21 protein-coding genes and 2 tRNA genes are annotated in these 21,217 nt (G+C 33.6%); 8 read left to right on the top strand and 15 right to left on the bottom strand.

Annotated features, from left to right (window positions below; genetic code table 11):
• Window positions 1-135: 135 nt before the first annotated feature.
• Genes mutL through H603_RS0101195 form a run of 4 tightly spaced genes read left to right on the top strand, consistent with a single transcriptional unit; the run spans window position 136 to window position 4,768 of the window.
• A complete protein-coding gene (gene mutL, locus H603_RS0101210) occupies window positions 136-1,998 on the top strand; it encodes a DNA mismatch repair endonuclease MutL (protein ID WP_026706873.1) in 1,863 nt (620 codons plus the stop codon).
• The gene (locus tag H603_RS0101205; RefSeq protein WP_026706872.1) at window positions 1,995-2,762 is read left to right on the top strand and encodes a rhomboid family intramembrane serine protease; all 768 of its coding nucleotides are present in this window, start codon (window positions 1,995-1,997) and stop codon (window positions 2,760-2,762) included. Before mutL ends, H603_RS0101205 begins: the two co-directional genes overlap by 4 nt.
• Before the next feature lie 42 nt (window positions 2,763-2,804).
• Entirely contained in the window at window positions 2,805-3,671 is an 867-nt protein-coding gene (locus H603_RS0101200; RefSeq protein ID WP_026706871.1) for a rhomboid family intramembrane serine protease, read from the top strand.
• A 50-nt stretch (window positions 3,672-3,721) separates the two neighbouring features.
• Window positions 3,722-4,768, top strand: a complete 1,047-nt coding sequence (locus tag H603_RS0101195; protein ID WP_026706870.1) for an endonuclease/exonuclease/phosphatase family protein — start codon at window positions 3,722-3,724, stop codon at window positions 4,766-4,768.
• A gap of 17 nt (window positions 4,769-4,785) precedes the next feature.
• On the opposite strand, the gene H603_RS0101190 is transcribed toward H603_RS0101195, so the two are convergent.
• From H603_RS0101190 to H603_RS0101160, 7 genes are all read right to left on the bottom strand, one after another.
• Window positions 4,786-5,403 carry a WbqC family protein gene (locus H603_RS0101190; protein ID WP_026706869.1) on the bottom strand — a complete coding sequence of 206 codons (618 nt, stop codon included), beginning with the start codon at window positions 5,401-5,403 and terminating at the stop codon, window positions 4,786-4,788.
• Window positions 5,404-5,495: 92 nt separating this feature from the next.
• Window positions 5,496-7,070 carry a signal peptidase I gene (lepB, locus tag H603_RS0101185; protein WP_026706868.1) on the bottom strand — a complete coding sequence of 525 codons (1,575 nt, stop codon included), beginning with the start codon at window positions 7,068-7,070 and terminating at the stop codon, window positions 5,496-5,498.
• Between the two features lie 66 nt (window positions 7,071-7,136).
• Complete coding sequence (gene dapB, locus H603_RS0101180) at window positions 7,137-7,838, bottom strand: 4-hydroxy-tetrahydrodipicolinate reductase (RefSeq protein WP_026706867.1); 702 nt, start codon at window positions 7,836-7,838, stop codon at window positions 7,137-7,139.
• Between the two features lie 55 nt (window positions 7,839-7,893).
• The gene (locus H603_RS0101175; RefSeq protein WP_051219081.1) at window positions 7,894-8,463 is read right to left on the bottom strand and encodes a DUF5683 domain-containing protein; all 570 of its coding nucleotides are present in this window, start codon (window positions 8,461-8,463) and stop codon (window positions 7,894-7,896) included.
• Entirely contained in the window at window positions 8,464-9,363 is a 900-nt protein-coding gene (locus H603_RS0101170) for a ParB/RepB/Spo0J family partition protein (RefSeq protein WP_026706865.1), read from the bottom strand.
• Between the two features lie 4 nt (window positions 9,364-9,367).
• Window positions 9,368-10,135: a ParA family protein gene (locus H603_RS0101165; protein WP_026706864.1), complete on the bottom strand. Its 768-nt coding sequence runs from the start codon at window positions 10,133-10,135 to the stop codon at window positions 9,368-9,370.
• 429 nt (window positions 10,136-10,564) lie between these two features.
• Window positions 10,565-10,639, bottom strand: a tRNA-Pro gene (locus H603_RS0101160).
• Window positions 10,640-10,798: 159 nt separating this feature from the next.
• On the opposite strand from H603_RS0101160, the gene trxB reads away from it, so the two are divergent.
• Window positions 10,799-11,746 (top strand): thioredoxin-disulfide reductase, encoded by a 948-nt coding sequence (gene trxB, locus H603_RS0101155; protein ID WP_026706863.1) that lies wholly within the window; start codon window positions 10,799-10,801, stop codon window positions 11,744-11,746.
• A gap of 75 nt (window positions 11,747-11,821) precedes the next feature.
• Here trxB and H603_RS0101150 read toward each other — a convergent pair whose 3' ends face one another.
• From H603_RS0101150 to H603_RS0101130, 5 genes are all read right to left on the bottom strand, one after another.
• Entirely contained in the window at window positions 11,822-12,655 is an 834-nt protein-coding gene (locus H603_RS0101150; protein ID WP_026706862.1) for a GIN domain-containing protein, read from the bottom strand.
• An 85-nt stretch (window positions 12,656-12,740) separates the two neighbouring features.
• Complete coding sequence (locus tag H603_RS0101145; protein WP_026706861.1) at window positions 12,741-13,481, bottom strand: head GIN domain-containing protein; 741 nt, start codon at window positions 13,479-13,481, stop codon at window positions 12,741-12,743.
• Window positions 13,482-13,483: 2 nt separating this feature from the next.
• Window positions 13,484-15,253: a PspC domain-containing protein gene (locus tag H603_RS0101140; RefSeq protein WP_026706860.1), complete on the bottom strand. Its 1,770-nt coding sequence runs from the start codon at window positions 15,251-15,253 to the stop codon at window positions 13,484-13,486.
• 2 nt (window positions 15,254-15,255) lie between these two features.
• Entirely contained in the window at window positions 15,256-15,588 is a 333-nt protein-coding gene (locus tag H603_RS0101135; protein WP_026706859.1) for a PadR family transcriptional regulator, read from the bottom strand.
• Between the two features lie 80 nt (window positions 15,589-15,668).
• Window positions 15,669-16,124 (bottom strand): DUF4870 domain-containing protein, encoded by a 456-nt coding sequence (locus tag H603_RS0101130; RefSeq protein ID WP_026706858.1) that lies wholly within the window; start codon window positions 16,122-16,124, stop codon window positions 15,669-15,671.
• A gap of 213 nt (window positions 16,125-16,337) precedes the next feature.
• Between H603_RS0101130 and H603_RS0101125 the strand changes: the two genes are divergently transcribed.
• On the top strand, window positions 16,338-16,793 hold the full coding sequence (locus tag H603_RS0101125) for a DUF4442 domain-containing protein (protein WP_026706857.1): 456 nt from the start codon (window positions 16,338-16,340) through the stop codon (window positions 16,791-16,793).
• Window positions 16,794-17,321: 528 nt separating this feature from the next.
• Here H603_RS0101125 and H603_RS16215 read toward each other — a convergent pair.
• Window positions 17,322-18,062 (bottom strand): DUF3891 family protein, encoded by a 741-nt coding sequence (locus tag H603_RS16215; protein WP_051219079.1) that lies wholly within the window; start codon window positions 18,060-18,062, stop codon window positions 17,322-17,324.
• A 1,019-nt stretch (window positions 18,063-19,081) separates the two neighbouring features.
• Window positions 19,082-19,155 (bottom strand) — tRNA-Met (locus H603_RS0101115).
• Window positions 19,156-19,307: 152 nt separating this feature from the next.
• On the opposite strand from H603_RS0101115, the gene H603_RS0101110 reads away from it, so the two are divergent.
• Together H603_RS0101110 and H603_RS0101105 are read left to right on the top strand one after the other, a co-directional pair.
• Window positions 19,308-19,700 carry an START-like domain-containing protein gene (locus tag H603_RS0101110; protein ID WP_026706856.1) on the top strand — a complete coding sequence of 131 codons (393 nt, stop codon included), beginning with the start codon at window positions 19,308-19,310 and terminating at the stop codon, window positions 19,698-19,700.
• A 53-nt stretch (window positions 19,701-19,753) separates the two neighbouring features.
• Entirely contained in the window at window positions 19,754-20,590 is an 837-nt protein-coding gene (locus H603_RS0101105; protein WP_026706855.1) for an aminotransferase class IV, read from the top strand.
• Here the strand turns inward: H603_RS0101105 and H603_RS0101100 are convergent.
• Complete coding sequence (locus tag H603_RS0101100) at window positions 20,587-21,147, bottom strand: YqgE/AlgH family protein (RefSeq protein WP_026706854.1); 561 nt, start codon at window positions 21,145-21,147, stop codon at window positions 20,587-20,589. The two genes, H603_RS0101105 and H603_RS0101100, sit on opposite strands and share 4 nt — an antisense overlap.
• Window positions 21,148-21,217: the final 70 nt, after the last annotated feature.

Genomic DNA, 21,217 nt, shown 5'->3' with positions numbered 1-21,217 from the left:
CTGTTTGTCAAAATAGTATAGGTTTTTTGTTTTATTTATGATGCTCTAAGGCGGTAAAGACAATAGAAATTCCTTAAATTTGTGCTTCTTGGTTTTCAAAATTTGAAACCGTAAACTTTAAAATTAAATTCATTAATGTCGAGTATAATTCAGTTACTTCCTGATCATGTTGCAAATCAAATTGCTGCAGGAGAAGTAGTTCAAAGACCAGCTTCAGTTGTAAAAGAACTATTAGAAAATGCCGTTGATGCAAATGCTACGGATATTAAATTGATTATAAAAGATGCTGGAAAAGCATTAGTACAAGTGATTGACAACGGTAAAGGAATGAATGTTACCGATGCTCGCTTGTGTTTTGAACGTCACGCTACTTCAAAAATAAGATTAGCAGAGGATTTATTTTCATTGAGCACAAAGGGTTTTCGTGGAGAAGCATTAGCTTCTATTGCGGCAATTGCACACGTGGAGATGAAAACGAAACAAGACCAAGATGAATTAGGAACACAGATAGTTATCGAAGGCAGCAAATTTGTGTCTCAAGAAGTAGCGGTATTACCAAGAGGGACTTCGTTTGCAGTAAAAAATTTATTTTTTAATATTCCTGCAAGACGCAATTTCCTTAAGTCAGATACGGTGGAATACCGTCATATTATTGATGAATTTCAGCGTGTTGCGTTGGCTCATCCTAATATCTATTTTACGTTTTATCATAATGGTAGCGAGATGTTTAACTTGCCTCCTACCTCTTTAAGACAACGCATTGTTAATGTATTTGCTGGTAAAACAAATGAAAAGCTGGTTCCTGTACAAGAAGAGACTGATATTATTATAATTCAAGGATTTGTAGGTAAACCTGAATTTGCCAAGAAAAGTAGGGGAGAGCAATTCTTTTTTGTAAATGATCGCTTTATTAAAAGTGGGTATTTGCATCATGCCGTTATGGCTGCTTATGATGGTGTTTTAAAAGACGGTGCTCAGCCGAGCTATTTTTTATACTTAACGGTACCACCTAATACAATAGATATCAATATTCATCCTACCAAGACAGAGATTAAATTTGATGACGAACATGCATTGTATGCTATTTTGAGAGCTTCGATTAAACATAGTTTGGGTCAATTTAATGTTGCTCCGGTGTTGGATTTTGATCGAGATGCCAATCTCGATACACCTTACAGTTACAAAGATATGAAGGGAGCAACACCTACTATACAAGTAGATAGGAGTTTTAATCCCTTCTCTGATGATAAAGTAAACAAGCATTATGCTGCTCCAAGTAGCTACAGTCGCAAGACAGAGGCTACTGCAAATTGGGAAAGCTTGTATGTAGGTTTAAAACAAGATACTGATTTTGATACTGAAGGTGGCGAGATGTCATTTGAAAGTGAAACAGTAACAGCTTCATTGTTCAATGATGAAGAGGTCGAGCAATCTGTAAATATAGCCTACCAAATTCATAAAAAATATATTGTATCACCAATTAAATCAGGAATGGTTATTGTTGATCAACAGCGGGCACACCAACGCGTTTTGTATGAGCAGTTTCTAGTAAACATGACAGTACAACAGGCTTCAAGCCAGCAGTTACTGTTTCCGTTAGATTTGTATTTTTCTACGGTTGAAATCGAACTTATAGCCGAGTTGAAACAGTCGTTAATTAATACAGGTTTTGTCTTTGAAGATACGCATGGCGACCATATTGTGATTTCAGGAATTCCTGTGAATGTGACCGAGAGTGAAGTATCTATCGTTTTAGAACAATTGCTAAGTGATTTACAAGATGGAATTCCTAGTAGTAGTTTTAGTCAAAATGATACAATAGCAAAATCTATGGCGAGAAGTTTGGCTGTAAAAACGGGTACTGCTTTAAGTGTCAAAGAACAAGAAAATTTAGTAAACGGACTCTTTGCTTGTAAAGATCCTAATGTTTCCCCATTTCAAAAACCAACTTTCATCACTATGCGTGTGGAAGATATTGATAAAAAATTTGCATTATGAGAAATTTAACCGAAACAGTTAAGCAGTTATTGATAGTCAATGTGCTCTTCTTTGTAGGAACAATGTTGCTAGGAAATTTTGATTTCAGCAATCCTGCGTTCAGACTTTTATCTATGTCGTTTCCTGGAAATGACAATTTTCAATTTTGGCAGATACTTACGCATATGTTTATGCATGGTAGCTTTATGCATATTTTTTTCAATATGTTTGCGTTGTATTCTTTTGGATCTGTTCTTGAAAATATTTGGGGAAGTAAGAAATTTTTATTTTTCTACTTTTCTTGTGGTCTAGGTGCGATAGCACTTCATACCGGTATTAATTATTACTTTTTCAACGAAGGATTAACGACTCTAGCAAATAGCGGTTTTTCTAATACGGATGTATTACAAATCTTAAACGAGGGTAAAATCGATACAAGATGGCAAGAGATCATGACAGTATCAGAATTTCAGAATTTTACTGGAGCGTTCTTAGGTAATGTTGTGGGAGCCTCCGGTGCTATTTACGGATTGTTAGTGGCTTTTGCTTTTATGTTTCCTAATGCCGAATTAGCGCTTATGTTTATTCCTGTTCCTATCAAAGCAAAATACTTTGTGCCTGTTTGGATGTTACTGTACGATGGTTTCTTTGGTATATTAGGAAATTCTTTTATGGGAATAGGGCAGGGTGTAGCACATTATGCTCACATAGGTGGTGCTGTTACCGGTTTTGTAATGGTTTGGTATTGGAAGAAAAATCAATTCAATGATAAACGTTGGAATTAATTTTTTTAAGGGAAACAGATAAAAAATATTTAAATAAAGGAGATGAATATACTAGATGACATAAAGACGCAGTACAAAGCTGGTGGGATTGCGCAGCGCTTGATCTACTGGAATGTAGGTTGTTTTATAGCAGCAATAATCCTCTTTTATGATTTTCAATCTCAAAATTTTTTATACCCCAGTTGGATTGCTTTAAATAGCGATGTTTCAAAGTTTTTAATTTTCCCTTGGACATTTTTGAGTTATTCCTTCTTTCATGATGGATTTTTTCACTTGTTTTTTAATATGATTATCTTAAATTTTGCGAGCCAATTGTTTTTGACTTTTTTCACACAAAAGCAGTTACTAGGAGTGTATATTTTAAGTGCTATTTTCGCTGGTTTGGTATTTGTGCTTTCCTATTTTATAATGGGGTATGACGCTTTAATTGTAGGAGCTTCTGCGGCAATTATGGCGATATTAGTAGCTGTAACAGCCTATCAGCCTTTAATGAATATTAGAATGTTTCTAGTAGGTAATGTCAAACTATGGCATATCACGGGAGTGATTATTTTACTTGATTTATTGCAATTTAGAGGCGGGAATACTGGAGGGCATATTTCACATCTAGCCGGAGCATTATTTGGTTATTTATATATCGTTCTTCTTAAAAATGGAATGGATCTCACGGTTGGAGTATCTAAGGCAATCGATTTCTTTACTAAGCTGTTCAGGAAATCTCCAAGTACTCCTTTCAAAAAAGTCCATAAAAATTATAAAGCTCCTAAAGAAGCTAAAACGACATCTAAGATTATTACAAAAGATAGAAATCAGCAACAGATTGATGCGATTTTAGATAAAATTAGTCAGTCAGGTTACGACAGCTTATCTAAAGACGAGAAAGAGTTCTTGTTTAAAACAGGAAAGTAAAGTGACGCTTTTAAAACAATAAATGTCGAAAGACGGGATATACATAAAATATGAAAAACCTCTCTTGGTTCAATAAACTGATGTATTTTTTAAACATTGTACTCATTATGGTTACGTTCATCGCGTATGTGCTGCCCTATCTTGCGCCAAAAATGTTTCCTATTCTATCTGTTTTAACACTCATTATTCCTGCTTTCTTTGTTTTAAATGCGCTGTTTTTTATGTACTGGTTAATTCAGTTCAAAAAGCGTTTAATCTTATCGGGCTTGGTTTTATTAATGGGGATTACTTTTATTAATAAATTTTATAAGTTTTCAGAGAAAGAGTATGCTGATGATGATAAAAGTTTTAAAGTCATGAGTTACAACGTTAGGCTATTTAATTTATTTCAATGGCTTGATAAAGACGATGTCGCAGGTGAAATACTCGAATTTGTAAATGAAAAAAACCCTGATATTCTTTGTATTCAAGAGTTTTCAACGTCGGCCAAAATTGATTTGAAAGTATACAAGCACAAATTTATATTGATGGAAGGAAATAAAATTAGAACAGGTCAAGCGATCTTCTCTAAATTCCCAATAATAAACGAAGGCAGTATTACTCTTCCTAATTCGAGTAATAATGTGATTTACGCCGACATTAAGAGAGGTAAAGACATTATTAGAGTGTATAATATGCATTTACAGTCCATTAAGATTTCACCAGATGTTACGGAAATTTCAGAAAATATTGATGCCATCAATCAGGACAAATCTCAAAAGATGCTTTCGCGAATAAGTAAGGCCTTCAAAAAGCAGCAAATACAAGCAGAAATTTTTAAAGAGCACAAGAAAGATTGTAAGTATCCAATTATTATCTGTGGCGATATGAATAACAGTGCGTATTCTTATGTATATCGCGATATTAGAGGTGATTTAAAAGACTCTTTTGAGGAGGCAGGTCTAGGTTTTGGGAAGACTTATAAGTTTAGATATTATCCTGCAAGAATTGATTATATTTTTGCCGATGCAAGTATGACCGTAAAAAAATTAGAGACTTTTTCTGATTTCGAAAACTCAGACCATTATCCTATTATGGCACAATTTTCAATGAATTAGGATTAGAAAAGCAGTCATTATAATTGTTGTTCTTTAAGGTAATCGATAGTATATTTTCCTTCGCTAAACAGTAGGTCAAGGATGCTTAAATTATTTAAGAATCCGTGTTTCTCATCAAATACCTGAATGTATCTTTCAAAACTAGATAGATCTTTTTTACCATTAACCAACATTCTATGGTCTGTGATTTCACTGGAATTTATTTCAACTTCGTATCTTGTAGTTTTTGTATGAGCAAATTTGTAACGTAACGAATTTTCGATAAAATCTAAAGTTTCAAAATTTAAGTCTAATAGAAAATGGTGTTTCTTTTCGAATAGTTTTCTTAAATCATCTTCGAAATATTCGTAAAATGGCGAACCTCTATACGCAGTTTCTAGTGATTTAAAATGTTGTTTTTGCCAGTCATAATCGCTATCGATTATAATCTCCTTTGTTTTTTGAAGATTGGTCTTGTTATGCTTAACCGGAATGTTCAATAATTGCAAACCGTTAGGACTATAGATATAAGTTCTGTTTCTATTGGTTTGCTTTTGGAAATTATCTTCAACTTCGAATAGGACAGTATCTGCCTGCTCCATTGCTACAAAATGGCTGATAGAAGGAAAATATGTAGGATGCAAAATTGTAGTCATCTAATTGCGTTTAATATTGTTAAAAAAAGTAAAGTCATAAAGCACTCTAAAAGGAATAGCTTTATGACTTTATAATTTATGTGCTAGTAATTTTAAGCTTTGTTTTCTTTTCTTTTTTTCCAAAAGTACTCTCCAATAAAGAAAGCAGCAAGTGCAATTAAGAAATATTTAAAGTACGATTGTGGTTGCCCCTCACCATTAACAGTAGTGAAAACACGATCCCAACGCACTTTTTTCCATCCTTTTCCATTTGTATCCCAGCTCATCCAAATAAAAACTGGTTTTCCTACAACGTGATTTTCTGGTACAAAACCCCAGTATCTACTATCTTCAGAGTTATGGCGGTTATCCCCCATCATCCAATAGTAATTTTGCTTAAATGTATAATTAGAAACAACCTCTCCATTTATTCTAATTTCGCTTCCAGTTACCTTTAAGTCATTTTTAGAACCGTCATCTTTGCGCTCGTACTCTGTTATGATTCTCTCATAATAAGGAAGTGATTTAGTATTTAATGCCACTGTTTTACCTTCTTGCGGAATATAAATCGGACCGTAATTATCTTGATTCCATTTGTTGTCTTGCGGAAAAACAGCCGCTTCTGGAGCAGTTGCAATCTCTCTAAATACACCAGTAATTCCAGGGGTGTTTTTTAGTTGATCTGCAGATGCTGCTGTAAGCGCTCTAAAAAGCAAGGTGTCTCTACGATCGTTGTTTAAAAAATAAACAGGATCTGTAACGTCCATTTGTTTTAACAAATATTCAAAATCAATGTTTGTTTTCCCATCTACGGCTACTTTATAAGCATATTGTGGCTTTGCGCGTTCAGGCAGTTCTAATAATTTTCCATCGATATAAACTAGTCCGTCTTTGATAGACAAGCTATCTCCAGGAACACCAACACATCTTTTAACGTAATTGGACTTTTTATCAACAGGTTTGATAACACCGGGGTTTCCTTTAGGTTCAAAGAAATAATGCACCGTATCAACAGGCCAGTTAAACACTACAATGTCGGTACGTTTAATGTCTTCTACTCCAGGTAATCTAAAATAGGGTAACTCAGGCCATTTTAAGTATGATTTTTTCTTTGTACCCGGTATCGAGTCATGAACCATTGGCAAAGCCACAGTGGTCATAGGAACTCTAGCACCATAATTTATTTTACTTACAAATAAGAAATCACCAACTAATAAGGACTTTTCTAATGAAGGAGATGGTATTGTAAAGGGTTGTACAAAATAGGTGTGCACAAAGGTAGCGACAACAATAGCAAATAAAAATGAGCTAACAGTATCTGCTGTTTTATTTTGTGGATGCAAACTCCTGTCTGGAATGTGCGTCAATGGTTGCGTATAATTAATGTAATAAATGTACAATCCAAAAGTTACTAATACTAAGAATGTATCTAATGCAGATTTTCTCCCAAAACTACGGATAGTCTCAATCCAAACAACAGGAAAAATAATCAAATTGATTACTGGAATAAAAAGTAAAAATGTCCACCATGTGGGTCTATTAATAATTTTCATTAATACTATTGCATTGTAAACGGGTACCGCTGCTTCCCAACGTTTTCTACCAGCTGCTTCATACAGTTTCCAAGTTCCTAGGAAATGCACAATTTGAACTAATAAGAAAAACACAAACCATTGATATAGTGTCATAACTTTTATTTGTTGATTATAATCGGTTTTTAGAAAAGTACGTAGAACCGAATAGTAATGTTGTTTTTATTTTAAATCTAAAACGTCTTTCATATCAAAGATTCCATGCTTTCCAATAATCCATTCTGCAGCGATAACTGCACCAAGTGCAAAACCTTCACGATTATTTGCAGTATGTTTTATTTCGATAGAATCTACCTCTGAACTGTAATCTACAGTGTGCGTTCCTGGCACAGTTCCTATTCTCTTTGCGTCGATTTTGATTTGCTTTTCAGATGGATTTTCTAAGGTCCATTCGGTATAAGAACTGTTTTCGATAATTCCTTTTGCTAGTGAAATAGCAGTTCCGCTTGGAGCATCCAGTTTTTGAGTGTGATGAATTTCTTCCATCGTCACTTTATAACTATCTAGTTTTGCCATCATTTTGGCCAAGTAAGCATTGATTTCGAAAAAAACATTAACTCCTAAACTAAAATTAGAACTTGATATAAATGCACCATTAGTATCAGTACATAATTTTACCATTTCGTCATAATGTTCCAGCCACCCAGTTGTCCCCGATATTACAGGAACGTTAGTTTTAAAACAGTTTGAAATATTTTCAACAGCTGCAGATGGCACGCTAAAATCTATAGCTACATCAGCATTTTCTAAGCCGCTGTAATCGTTATCTTGATCTTTCTTTAAAACAATCTCGTGTCCTCTTTCTATTGCAATTCGTTCAATTACTTGACCCATCTTGCCGTATCCTAAAAGCGCAATTTTCATGTGATATTTTATTAGATAATTTTAAAAGTAAATAGATGTTGTTAGTCTCTTGTTTTTAGAAACTGTAATTAAGAGTTAGACCTACGTTTGCCTTAAATGTTACATCGTTAGGATAAATAAGTGGTCTAACGGTTAAATTTTCATCTACATTAAACTGGATTAAAGCAGCGTCAACATTGGCATCAATGATATTTAAAACATAGAAGCCTATTACGAATAGGCCAGATAAATCTCTATTGCGTTGATACACTTTTTGTGCAGCTATAAGTCGGCTATCATCTAGATAAGACAAATCATCATCACTGTAGCCTTCTAACCTTCTTTTATAAGCATCTCTATATTGATGGTATTTTTTATTGCTATCTAAATAAAAGTACAAACTCGTTCCCATAGCGCCATAGACCAAAGGAATCTTCCAATACTTTTTATTATACGCCTGACCTAATCCTGGCAATATTGCAGAAAAAAAGGCTGCTTTTGCAGGTGTTAAGGGATCTATATCGTTGCTTGTAGATTTTAAAGTGTCCTTGACAGTCACATTAGGTACAGCCGTAGTTGCCTGAGCAAATACGGTTGTAGTATTTAAAAGAAGAATACAAAATCCTATATAAAGTAATTGCTTCACTTATTTTTTAATTAATTCGAGTATTCTTTGATAATCTTGTTCAGATTGAAACGGAATGGTGATTTTTCCTTTTCCATTGCCAGCCACCTTTACGTCCACTTTATTTCCAAAATAACTATTGAAAGCATTTTTTTCACTCTCATCAACAGTGAAAGAGGCTACTTTAGCTTTTTGAGCTGCTTTAGGTTTTAAGCTTTCTTGGTAACTTTTTACCAATGCTTCAGTGTCACGAACAGATAGATTCTCACTCACAATTTTGTGATAGATATCTGTTTGTTTGTCTAAATCCTCCACATTTATGATTGCACGACCATGTCCCATGCTTATAAAACCATCTCTAATTCCTGTTTGAATGATAGGATCTAATTTTAAAAGACGGAGGTAATTTGCAATTGTGGATCTTTTTTTACCTACACGATCACTTACTTGCTCCTGTGTCAATTGGATTTCATCCATTAATCGCTGGTAAGACAGTGCGATTTCGATAGGGTCTAAGTCGTGACGTTGAATATTTTCAACTAACGCCATTACTAGTGATTCGTTATCGTTAGCAATTCTTATGTAAGCAGGAACCGTTGTTAATCCTACTAAAGTGGAAGCGCGTAAACGTCGCTCTCCTGATATTAATTGAAATTTGTTGTAATCTAATTTACGAACAGTGATTGGTTGAATAACTCCTAATTCCTTAATAGATATTGCTAATTCCTTTAACGAATCCTCGTTGAAATTGCTTCTAGGTTGGAACGGGTTTATCTCAATAGCACTAATTTCAAGCTCAATAATATTCCCAACAACCTTGTCAGCATTTTTATCATCAACTGATTGAATATCGTTTTCAGGATCTTTTAATAATGCTGATAATCCTCTACCTAAGGCTTGTTTTTTAATTGCTTTTGCCATAAAACTATTTGCTGTTTTTCTTTATTATTTCTTGAGCTAGGTGCAAGTAGTTTATTGCTCCTTTACTTGTAGCGTCATAATTGATAATACTTTCACCAAAACTAGGTGCTTCACTAAGTTTTACATTACGCTGTATGATAGTTTCAAAAACCATATCATTAAAATGTTTTTGAACTTCTTCAACTACTTGATTTGATAATCGCAGTCTTGAGTCGTACATCGTCAATAACAATCCTTCGATGTCTAGATCGGGATTATGGATTTTTTGAATACTTTTAATTGTATTTAATAACTTTCCTAAACCTTCAAGAGCGAAGTATTCGCATTGAATAGGAATAACTACAGAATTTGCAGCTGTCAATGCATTTAATGTTAGCAATCCAAGAGAAGGGGCACAATCAATAATGATAAAATCATAATCATCTTTCACGCTTTCTAATGCTTTTTTAAGCATGTATTCTCTATTTTCTTTGTCTACCAATTCTATTTCGATAGCTACAAGGTCAATATGTGCAGGAATAACATCTACATTAGGAGCGCTACATTTAATAATAGCCTCTTTAGGAGTATTACTATGCTCGAGAATTTGATAGGTTCCTATCTCGACATTTTCGACATCAATGCCTAATCCTGAGCTGGCATTTGCTTGAGGGTCAGCATCTATGAGTAATACTTTTTTCTCTAATACGCCCAGGGAAGCAGCTAGATTTACTGATGTTGTAGTCTTTCCTACTCCTCCTTTTTGATTAGCAATTGCAATGATTTTACCCATGTGTTTTTATAAATTTTGAACCGTAAAAATACAATTTATTATGGTTTCTAAAAATCTATTTTGTTAACATTTGCTAAACGCTGATTCGATGACTTTTGATTGTGTTTTCCAATGTGAGAATACTTAAATTGACAATCTCGTTTTAGTACAGTAGATGTCCTATATGTTTCTGCTTTTACATCATGAACTGTGGAGTTCTATATTTTTTTTCGAAAATAAAGCAGCTGAGCTTGAAGTGAACTTTTGAAGTAGTAGAATTTCTACAATCGGTTTAAACGAAATAACTAAATAGAAGTTTTTATTTCGAATACCAGCGTTTTAAAATTACTAGTAGTCATATACTGCGTGCTTACTATAATATTGGATAAGCTATTTTTAAAAATAATTATAAAACAAAAAAGTCTTTTCAAATAAATGAAAAGACTTTTGTCGGGGTGGCAGGATTCGAACCTGCGGCCTCCTGCTCCCAAAGCAGGCGCGATAACCGAGCTACGCTACACCCCGTAATTCGGATGCAAAGATATAACATTTATTTAGTTTTCCAAGCATTCGATAAAAATAGAATGCGATTATTTTCAAATAGCTAAAATTGATGTTTTTATGTGTTTAATTTTCATTAAAAAACTACATTTGTACTATCAAATTTCTAATAAAAACAAGATTATGTCACATACTATTGAAAAAATAAAATGTCTTATCATAGGTTCAGGACCTGCTGGGTATACAGCGGCTATTTATGCTGCTAGAGCAAACATGAATCCAGTATTATATCAAGGAATGCAACCAGGTGGTCAATTAACTACTACTAATGAGGTAGAAAACTGGCCAGGGAACCCAATTGGAATTACAGGGCCAGAAATGATGGTGCAGTTGCAGGAGCAAGCACAGCGTTTTGGTACTGATGTACGTGACGGTTGGGCTACAAAGGTAGATTTTAGCGGTGATATTCATAAAGTATGGATTAATGACACGATAGAATTGCATTGCGAAACGGTAATTATTTCGACAGGAGCTTCAGCTAAATATTTAGGATTAGCTTCTGAGCAACACTATTTACAAATGGGTGGAGGAGTTTCTGCTTGTGCTGTTTGCGACGGATTCTTTTATAGAAACCAAGAAGTTGTGATAGTAGGTGCAGGAGATTCGGCTTGTGAGGAAGCACATTACCTTTCTAAATTATGTAAAAAGGTAACAATGTTAGTGCGTAGCGAAAAATTTAGAGCTTCTAAAATCATGGAAGAACGCGTACGTAAGACAGAAAATATTACCATTTTATTAAACCATGACACTCTTAGAGTTTTAGGAGATGAGCAGGTAGTAACGGGAGTTGAAGTTTTAAATAAAACTACCGAAGAGACTTATGAAATTCCAGTAACAGGATTCTTTGTTGCTATTGGTCATAAGCCAAACACAGACATTTTCAAGGACTATATTACACTTGATGAAACAGGTTACATCGTAAGTGTACCAGGTACTTCTAGAACAAATGTAGCTGGTGTATTTGTGGCAGGAGATGCTGCAGATCACGTGTATCGTCAAGCAATTACTGCTGCAGGTACAGGTTGTATGGCTGCACTAGATGCTGAAAGATACTTAGCTTCAAGAGAGTAATGCTCTAACTTGTTATTATAAAGAAAGCCCCATTTACACAATAGTAAATGGGGCTTTCTAATATATAAAAGAATATTACTTCATCTTTTTAATTAACTTAGCTTCTTCGGTTAGATTACGTAAATCTATTTTTGCATTTCCGTAAAGATCAATCTCTGATTTGTTGTAAGCTTCGATAGCGACAGTTTCTAAAGCATTAATAACGGCTACTGAAGATCCTTCAGATAAAATTGTAAGTTTTTTAATATTCAGTTTATCAGCAGTTAACTTTGATCCATTATCAACTCTAATCGTTCCATTTGCAGCATCACCTTCAATTTTAGCAGAAGCATTTTGGTACAAATCACATGTAAGGTCGGTGGCGTTTATCAATGCTTTTATTTCGCTATCCTTGCTCATTACAATTTTTGAGTTTATAGATTTAAGGTTTAATTCTGTAGTAGATTTGTCATCACCTTCTAAAGTAAAGTTACTTACAGTGGCATTCATAAACATTTTTGATTTATCATAAGTACGCACATTTAATGTATCTACAATAATTCCTTGAATGACGTTAATTTCACTTTTTCCTCTTGCAATTATTTTATTCAATTCGCTTGTGTAGGTGATGCGAACAATCATTTTTTTGTATCGAGTTACATCTTTTGTAGTGTGGATGTATAGCGCCTTACCATTAGAGGTAATTTCGATTACATCTTGCAAGTTATCATCTGCTTCTACTTTTATTGCAGTATTTTCACCGAGTTGTAGGTACACTTCTAAGTTGTCATCTACTTCCAGTAAATTAAAATCAACGCTATTTTTTGACTCTGTGGTAACATTGCGCGATCCTTTAATCTTTTCGCTTTTTTGAGCAGATCCTATAAATGTTACAAAGCTTAAGAGTAAGACTACTGTGAATTTTTTCATTATTTGATTTTAATTAGAGTTGCTACAAATATAAAAAACCATCCATGATTTATGGATGATTTCTTGATAAATGAGCTGGAAAGTGCTATTCCTTAGAGATATTTGCTCCAGAGCTCTCTTTTTTCTCAATAGTTTTTGGCGTTTTAACATAGGTAATATCACTACCACTTGATGCCTTTGCTTTCAAACTTAAAATAGGTTGCACTTTAATAGTTGCTCCGCTAGAAGCCTTGGCGGTAACTTTATTTGCAGGCAAATCCGCAGCATTAATTTCGCTACCACTGCTAGCTGTAGCCTCAAGTGACAGTGCTAAGCCTTCTAGATAAATGTCACTGCCACTACTAGACTCACATTTTACATTGTCAGACTCAATATTAACGCTAATTTCTGCGGCGCTAGAACTACTTATGTCTATTGCGTTAGATTTAAGTACTTTACTACCTTTAATCGTAGCCGAGGATGATGCGTGTAAGTCTTCTATTAAAGGCATTTTTACAAATACTTTTTTAGCGCTTACATCCATAAACGAACTATCGTCAGAGCTAATTACTAGAACTCCGTTTTCTACTTCAATCTTGATTTTATCATGTAAGTTGTCATCAGCTTCAACTTTAACTTCATAGGTATCTGCTTGTTCTATGATGACATCAATTGCATTGCTTACGTCTATCGAGTTAAAATCTTCATTAATACTACGTATCTCTGTAGTAACATTCCCGCTTCCTTTAACAGCGTTCATATTTACAGAATAGTTGCAAGATGTTACTAGTAATGCAGCGAGTGTGACTAGAATAAATTTGGTAATAATGGTTATAATTTTTAGCATGGTTATTTGGTTTTAATAATGATTCCGTCTTTATTTATTCTCAATTCATGTTTTGTGGTAGTAGACTTTACAATAGTGTCGTTGTTTATGGTAATTCCGTTTTTATTAATTGAAATACTATTGTTTCCTCCTTCATTTAATCTGATGTCAACTTCACCGTCCACATCAACATCAGTGTCTTCATCTTCATAGTCATTGTTGTAGTCATCTGCTGGGCAGTCAAGGCACTGGACTTTCGAATTTATAACTTTATAAGTATATCTATCGGAACTTTCATTAAGATCGAAAAATTCGTCATTTGATCTGTCGTAGTTTTTTGCGCTTTTGTCAACTTTAAAAACGGTTCCCACTGGTAAAAATAAAGTGATTTCGATTTCTTGATCTCTAAATTTGTTCGAAATATCAGTAAGCAGATAGTTGTCAAAAACAAGTTGATTTCCAATTAATTGGTATTTGTATCTTATTTGGTTGGCTCTTTTCTTAGCTTCAGATAATGATTTTCCTTTAGCTTCCTTTTCTATTTGTACATAAGCTATTTTACTATCAGTGCTTTCGATTCTAAAACGAACTTCATTCGAATAAATCACATCGTTGCCTAAAGAGTCTTGCGTAATGCGAAATTCTGTTCTATCGTTTACATTTTTAGCATAGTAATCGTTGTGTACAAATTTAATTTTTAAAGTGTCGATGCTTTGTAATGCTATGTTTTGTTTTTTCACCACTCTACCATCGTTTGCAAAAGCTGAAGCTTGATTGATTCCTATCGAAATAAGCAAAGCGATAGCGATAATCCATAAAGCCAATAAAGAATATTTGGCAATGTTCCCGATAGATTTTAAGTTGGGAGAAACTAATTTAAAACCTAATAAAATCAAGAAAAATGCTGGAATAGCAACTGCTAGAAAAAATGCTAATCCAAAAACCCAAATAGGGCAGTCAGTAAAATTTCCGGTTTCGATAAATTGGTGAAAAGGAAAATCATTAAAGTGAGTGGATCCAAGAGTTAATACTCCAATCAAGAATACTACTATCAAAGCAATTCCAGAGATTATTAATATCACGCCCATGAACTTAGCGAAAACATTAAATACGGTCATTAAAATATCACTGAAAGTACTTCCTATTCTATTAGCTCCTGATTTAATTTGATTTCCGTATTTATCGTAATCTACGTTTTTGAATTTATCAGAAACATTGTCAAATTCTTCTCTAACTTTTTTTTCGATGTTCGAAATGTTAACAGGCTCACCGTGCATTTCTAATTTTTCAGAAGTTGTTCTCGCTTCAGGCATTACTACCCATAAAATTAAGTAAGCTAGAATTCCAGTACCAAAAGCAAAAACGAGTAACAACACTATCACACGCAACCAAACTTTATCTATTCCAAAGTAGTGTCCTAGACCAGCCAATACACCACCAATCATTCCACCATCTGTATCACGGTAAAGTTTTCTAGATTTTGAAGAATAACTTTCTTGATTAAAATTTTGCTGTGTCGTGTAATCATCTTCAATGATGTAATCCTCAGGTTGTCCCATTACAGCAATGACTTCATCAACATCTTTAACGCTTACAACTTGATTAGGGTTAATTTGCTTTTCAGTTAATAATTCACACACACGCATCTCAATATCTTTGATAATTTCGTCCTTACCAGACGAATTTGATAGCGAACTTTTTATAGCATCGAAGTAACGACTCAGTTTTTGATAAGCATCTTCATCTATATGAAAAAACATTCCTCCTAAATTTATATTTACTGTCTTGTTCATGGCTATTTCTTTTGGTTGGTTATTAAATTTACAGCATCGGATAGTTCTGTCCAGGTGCCACTTAGTTCTGTTAAAAATGTCTGACCTACTTCTGTAAGACCATAGTATTTTCTTGGTGGTCCTGAAGTCGATTCTTCCCAGCGATAGCTGAGTAATCCATCATTTTTTAATCGAGTTAATAGTGGGTATATGGTTCCCTCAACTACTAATAATTTTGCGTTTTTTAAAGTGTCTAATATTTCTGATGTATAAGCGTCTTTTTCTTTTAATACAGATAAGATGCAAAACTCAAGAACACCTTTGCGCATTTGGGCTTTTGTGTTTTCAATGTTCATAATTTTTTCTTTGTTTTTGGATTAAACTGTTCATTCTTTGATTGATTTGATGATTAGTGGTATTTATCAGGTTTTCTTGATTATTTTATGAAAGGGATAGTCAGTGGGTATTTAAAATTTTCTAAGTTAGAAGTTTTTACTGCGGCGTAAATAATAAAAAAGAACTCAGTAATTTTTATCATCGCTATTAAAAACAAGGCAACAAATCCAGTGGTAATTAAACCTATATTCCCTGAAAAGTCAAACCTAGTAATATTTAAAGCATGATCAGTAATTAGGGTATTAAAGGCAATATTGTTGAAAACTGTAGCAAGGATGCAGGGAACAGCAATCATAAGTAGAACCACTACATAAAGGAGCAAACTCAATTGATAATTTAATGCTTGCTTGGCATTGTGGTCTATGTATTCAGACTTGTCTTTTTTTAGATTCCAAAGTATAATGGGAAATAAGTAATTACCAAAAGGGATAAAATATTTAGTTAATAAACTTAGGTGGATAAATGTTGCGGTATTCTTTTCTGACTGCAGTACCATAATGATTTGATTTTGATTGATTAAAAGTTGATTGATGATTGAAACTCCGGTTAATTATATAAATTGATAGTGTGCGGTAATCTCTTATGCAAATATATGGTTAAAAGACAGTATCTTGTATCGCATAGTACCATATGTTAACATTTATTTAACAATAAAAAATTATATGTACGCATAGTATTTTTTTGTAGATTAGCAAAAAAACCAACGATAATGATTCTTACAGCCTCAAAACTTAATAAATTTTTACTATTTAAATTACCATCAGCTTATATCTCAGGAGTGAGAGTAAAGGAAATAAACGAAAGCAAATGCGTGGTATCTGTAAAACATCGTTGGATCAATCAAAATCCCTTTAACTCGATGTACTTTGCAGTTCAAGCAATGGCAGCCGAATTAACAACTGGTGCGCTTGTTATGTACCAAATTCAAAAAAGTGGTCGCAAGATATCAATGCTTGTAGCTAATAACAAGGGAAACTTTTCTAAAAAAGCAACTGGAAGAATTAATTTTATTTGCAAAGACGGACATCTTATTGAAGCCGCGATTAAAGAAACTATTGCAACAGGCGAGGGGCAAACATTTTGGATGAAGTCAATAGGACTCAATGAAGAAGGTATTCAAGTATCTGAAATGGATTTTGAATGGAGTGTACGTGTAAAAAAATAAAACATATTCTATATTTCTAAAAAATGTCTCAATATTGAGGCATTTTTTATTTTGCACTATTCTCATTAATAACTCAATATTAAGTTTCAAATTGATATTGGCTAGTACAAATAGTATACATGTGTACTTCTCGTAAGCAATCTTCTTTTGCTTGATCATGTTTAGCACAGAGGCGACTATGTGTTCTTTAATCAAATTTTTTTTCGGTATCAAAAATGTTTTATAAAATGTTGCTTAACTAGTACTGTGGGGTTATTTGCGTATCTAGTGCATTGACAGATATAATTAAACTTTATATTAAAGAAAAATGGTGATTATGAACTAGAATTTCAAAAAGGTCTGTTAGTTACTATTGCGCAAATTTGCACCGTTCTGAATGTCTCCAACTTCCCAGCTTTCTAATTTACCTCAGTGAGCTGGAGGTGAGAATTTATTGTAGCTTAGCAATTATAGGGCTTCGGGGTCAGAGACCATCGAAGAGTATTGGGTTCACAATTTAAAGAGCTGGTAAACGAGGACGAGTGCCGGTTATTTCGAAAGCACAAACTCTTGTCGACGTACTTTCGTATTTGAGCACACGGCATCAAATTCTTCAATGGATTTGAATTCTAATTGTTCTACGATTTTATATTCATAGAACACTTTAAAAGTTTTTGTTTTAAAAGGCCATGGCTCGACTGAAATGACGTTTTCGGATTTGTAAAAAGTTTGATTTAGAATACCGTCCGGATTTTTGGAAATTTCCATTTTTCGACCTTCGGGTTGGATTTTGTCCATACAAATAAGAAGCGAAAAGGCGTCGCACCATTCTACAAAACTATATAAACGTTCGGCATAGTCTTGGTCAATTTCCAAATGGTTTAGGATAGCCTTGCGGTTTTTAGCTTGGTCTTTTAAGAAAGTGTCCAATTCTTTATCATCACTTGGTTTCTTACCGCTGAAAATAAAGTTCATGTGCATTGATGTCAGCAGTGCATTCAGCTGACTTTTGGAAGTCGCAATTTCCATTACATTATAATGCTGCTTTAAGTCTGTTTTTTTTGAACCGCCTGGTGCTAAAAAATGTTTTGGGGCACCAGCGTCGGTAAGGTTTTTATTTTCTTTGGTTTCGGCAATACCGTCGTCGTGTTCTGCAATGGTAATAAGCGTTGGGACAATAATATCATTGGGCAAATCAATATCATATTGATAGGCTAACATAGCAGCGAGGAGTCCGTGGGAACGTTGGTTAATAATTTTCCAACCTTTTTGATGTGAAGCAACTATCATAATGCAGTGATTTTAAATAGGGTTTTGGAAATGTTTTAATGAACATCTCTTTTTTAAAAAATGGCTCTTTACCAAAAGTATAAAATTTTGACTTCACGTCAAATAAATATAGGTATCGATATACTACTGAAGAGTTAATTTTTATACAAATTACGTATGCATTTGAGCAAAACGCTTAGGTTCTAATTTAGAGATAGTACGTGCTATTTCTAATTTTTAGTCCTGCATATGCAGTCCACAGCAAAACAAAATTTCGCATGATTTTTAAAAATTTTAATTAGTAAAAAATCCTTTAACAATTGCTGTTTAAGGGTTGATTTCAATTAGTGAGTTCGCCGCGGCGAATGAACTCTAGATCTTAGTTATGAATATAAATTTTCTGCACTGTTATTGGTATATAATGACTTAATATCGGGTCAATAAAAAACCCTTAAACAATTGCTATATAAGGGTTGATTTCAAGTAGAGTGTTCGCCGCGGCGAATGAACTATAAATCATAGTTATGAATATAAATTTTCTGCGCTGTTATTAGTATATAATGACTTAATATTATGTCAATAAAAAACCCTTAAACAAGTACTGTTTAAGGGTTGATTTCAAGTAGCGAGTTCGCCGCGGCGAATGAACTCTAGAGCGTAGTTATGAATATAAATTCTCTGCGCTGTTATTAGTATATAATGACTTAATATTATGTCAATAAAAAACCCTTAAACAATTGTTGTATAAGGGTTGATTTCAAGTAGCGAGTTCGCCGCGGCGAATGAACTCTAGAGCGTAGTTATGAATATAAATTCTCTGCGCTGTTATTAGTATATAATGACTTAATATTATGTCAATAAAAAACCCTTAAACAAGTACTGTTTAAGGGTTGATTTCAAGTAGCGAGTTCGCCGCGGCGAATGAACTCTAGAGCGTAGTTATGAATATAAATTCTCTGCGCTGTTATTAGTATATAATGACTTAATATTATGTCAATAAAAAACCCTTAAACAAGTACTGTTTAAGGGTTGATTTCAAGTAGCGAGAACGAGATTTGAACTCGTGACCTCAGGGTTATGAATCCTGCGCTCTAACCGACTGAGCTACCTCGCCAGAGGTTAATGTTGCAACCATCCCTGATTGCGGGTGCAAAGATATAAATAATATTAGTCTTTACAAGCGTTTTTGAAAAAAATAAAATAAATTTAAAAAGATTTTTTTTTAGGCTTTATATTCTATATATTCGAAAAAAATTAAATGCGCTCATGGACCAGAAAAAACGTTACGAAATAGAGTTTCCAATTAACTCATCTCCACAGTTATTATATCAATATATTGCAACTCCATCTGGATTGTCTGAGTGGTTTGCTGATAATGTGAATTCACGTGGTGAGTTTTTTACGTTTATTTGGGACGGTTCTGAAGAAAAAGCACGTTTAGCTTCAAAAAAATCAGGAGAGAAAGTGAAGTTCAAATGGGTTGATGACAAAAATAAAGACACTGAATATTTTTTTGAAATCCATATTCTTGTTGACGAACTTACAAAAGATGTATCTATAATGGTGGTCGATTTTGCTGAAGAAGATGAAATTGATGAGGCAAAATTATTATGGGAAAATCAAATCTCAGATTTAAAACATCTGATTGGTTCTGTATAGTAAAATTGCATATTTAAACTTATATTTGCCCTGAACTAAATTCAGGGTTTTTTATGATCAATTTTAACGGGAACATCGTACTTAAAGATAGCAATATATTAACTGAAAATCGCTCTTTCCTTTATGGAGATGGTGTATTTGAAACAGTGAAAATTGTTAATGGTAAAATACTATTTCTAGAAGATCACTATTTTAGATTAATGGCCTCTATGAGAGTAGTAAGAATGGAAATTCCGATGAACTTCACCATGGAATTTTTTGAAGAGCAAATTTTATCTTTGGTTAAAAGAAATAATTTAGTTCAATCTTCTCGTGCCAGAATAACAATGTTTAGAAATGATGGTGGCTATTATTTGCCCGTAACTAATGATGTTTCGTACCTTATTCATGCGACTGCCTTAGAAGAGATATCGTATAAGACCAATAATAATACATACGAAGTCGATTTATTTAAAGATTTTTACATTACTAAGCAATTGCTTTCATCTATTAAGTCAACTAATAAATTGCTAAACGTTACAGCAAGTATCTACGCTAGTGAGAACGGTCTTGATAACTGTATCTTGCTAAATGATACTAAAAATGTTGTAGAAGCTATTCAAGGAAATATCTTCATGCTTGTAGGAAATAAATTGATTACACCGCCAGTTTCAGAAGGTTGTTTAAATGGTGTAATGCGTAAACAAGTCTTAGCACTAGCTAAAAAATTACCTGAACTTACAGTTGTCGAAGAGATAATTTCTCCATTTGACTTGCAAAAAGCAGATCAATTATTTTTAACAAATGTTATCAAAGGAATTCAGCCTATAACAAAATATAGAAAGAAAGAATTTACTGTAACGCTTGCTCAGGAATTGACTACACTGCTTAATGAATTGATTGCAGGTTAATTCAAATAAGGATTTTCTGGTGCGTTTGACCAGATCAAGTAGTCACCACCTAATTCAATTATTTGCTCTTTCCAAAAATGGGCTGCTGCCTTTCCTATAATTTTATTTTTATAGTTATTAGTGGTAATAATCCATGAATTTGCGCTCATTTCAGTCTCTAATTGATTCATGTCCCAACCGGTGTAGCCTAAGAAAAAGCGAATGTTATCTTTATCAATTTGACCGGTATTTAGCAGGTCTTTAGTAGACTCAAAATCTCCGCCCCAATATATACCATTTGAAATTTCGATACTATTTGGGATTAAATCGGGTACGTTGTGTATAAAATACAAATTATCTTGCTCTACTGGTCCGCCATTGTAAATTTTAAACTTTGAGGTTATCTCAGGAATAAGATCATTGATGGTATACTTTAAGGGTTTATTCATGATAAAGCCTACAGAGCCCTCCTTATTGTGATCAGCCAACAAAATTACAGATCTATTAAATGATAAATCTCCAATTATAGAAGGCTCAGAAATAAGCAGTTGTCCTTTTATGAGTGTTTCTGAAATCATATTTTCTGCAATTTTTTTATTAAAATTAAGAAATTTTTTTAATAAAAGCGAATTTTACTAATTAAAGTGC

Source organism: Flavobacterium frigidarium DSM 17623 (assembly GCF_000425505.1).
Lineage (GTDB): Bacteria > Bacteroidota > Bacteroidia > Flavobacteriales > Flavobacteriaceae > Flavobacterium > Flavobacterium frigidarium.
The sequence above is the reverse complement of the archived record's forward strand: the minus strand, read 5'-3'. Positions and strand labels throughout refer to the sequence as shown.